Source organism: Actinomadura sp. BRA 177 (genome assembly GCF_013372625.1).
Classification (GTDB): domain Bacteria; phylum Actinomycetota; class Actinomycetes; order Streptosporangiales; family Streptosporangiaceae; genus Spirillospora.
In genome coordinates this window covers 1-1,235 of the sequence record NZ_JABXFD010000601.1, presented here as the reverse complement: position 1 = coordinate 1,235, position 1,235 = coordinate 1, and the positions used below count along the sequence as shown (strand labels likewise).

The following is a 1,235-nucleotide window of genomic DNA, read 5'->3' as shown; positions in this document are numbered from 1 at the left end:
GTTCAGTGGATTTTGTCGTGTTTTTTGTGCAAGCAGGATGCGTCTGACGAGTGTGGAGGCCGTCTCGTGGGCTCGGAGATGTGTATAAGTGACCGCTCCCGCTCCCCCTGATCCCTCCCTGCCGCGTCCAGCCGCCGCGGCGGCTGGACGCGGCAGGGAGGGATCAGGGGGAGCGGGAGCCCGCGGCTCCGCCGGACGTTCCCGCGCTCTGGGGCAGGCCCGGCGGGACGGCGCCGGACCCGGAGGCCCCCGCGCAGGTGCGGCGCGGGCAGTCGATCGCCGGGTACAAGCGGCCCGAACTGGTCGAGATCGTCGGACGCATCGCCGACCGCGAGCCGGACCTCACCGACGATCAGATTGTCGAGCTGGTCACGCGCCTCCTCGCATGCCCCGAGGACGAGGCCCTCCTCGTCGGCGCGCGTCTCCGCTACGCCGTCGAGTTGTACCGCCGGCGGCCCCTGTAGCGCTCAGCACAGGGACCTGCGGCGGGCCTTTTTGGACGGTCCAAACGTGATCAGGGCGGACGGGAGCTCACGCTGGTTCATGTGGACGACAAGCGGCTTCACTGAATTCGCGCACCAATGTCAGTGGATGTCTGTACAAATGTCATGTGACGGAGTGGGACGAGGAGGCGCTGGCGCGGTTGCGAGCCGCCGCTCACACGGGTAATGGCGATGCGGAGGTGCTTCGCGGGCGTCCGCTCGAGCCGGTGCTCCAATACGCCGGTGACGTGCTCCTGGCCGCACTCGACCAAGGTCGGGCCGATGTGGCGCTCGCCCGAGAATGTGGGGACGCGTTGCGCGAACGTGATCTTCCGGGCGACGCTGAACTGGCCGCTGAACTCGCCGCCGCGCTCGGAACGCGTCCCGCCGAACCGCTCGTCCCGCTGCCCGTCGATCTGGGAGCCGTGGCCGCGGCCATGGACGACGGCGACCACGTCCTCGATCTCGCGCGCGGTGACGTCCTTCCCTCCGATGACGTGCCGGAAGACGGGAACGGGTGGTTGCCGGTCCCGCCGGGTGTGCTGCCGCAGGGGGAGGACGCACGGCGGGGTGTGGCGCGTCGGTGGCTTGCCGAGGAGGGGTACCGGGCCGTTCCGCGGCGTCTTTAGGAGCCGGGGCGTACCAGGGGGAATGGGATCGTTTCGCGGATGCTGCGGCCGGTGAGGGTGATCAGGAGGCGGTCGATGCCCATGCCCATGCCGCCCGCGGGGGGCATCGCGTATTCCAGGGCGC

The 1,235-nt window shown here is 69.8% G+C and carries 3 protein-coding genes; 2 read left to right on the top strand and 1 reads right to left on the bottom strand.

Translation table 11 applies throughout. From position 1 onward, the window contains the following. The first annotated feature begins 257 nt into the window (after positions 1–257). Both HUX53_RS33980 and HUX53_RS33975 read left to right on the top strand, forming a co-directional pair. Positions 258–464 carry a hypothetical protein gene (locus HUX53_RS33980; protein ID WP_176407375.1) on the top strand — a complete coding sequence of 69 codons (207 nt, stop codon included), beginning with the start codon at positions 258–260 and terminating at the stop codon, positions 462–464. Between the two features lie 146 nt (positions 465–610). Continuing rightward, positions 611–1,111 carry a hypothetical protein gene (locus tag HUX53_RS33975; RefSeq protein WP_176407374.1) on the top strand — a complete coding sequence of 167 codons (501 nt, stop codon included), beginning with the start codon at positions 611–613 and terminating at the stop codon, positions 1,109–1,111. Here HUX53_RS33975 and HUX53_RS40375 read toward each other — a convergent pair. Beyond that, positions 1,108–1,230 (bottom strand): amino acid--tRNA ligase-related protein, encoded by a 123-nt coding sequence (locus tag HUX53_RS40375; protein ID WP_255205910.1) that lies wholly within the window; start codon positions 1,228–1,230, stop codon positions 1,108–1,110. The genes HUX53_RS33975 and HUX53_RS40375 overlap by 4 nt on opposite strands. Positions 1,231–1,235 lie beyond the last annotated feature (5 nt).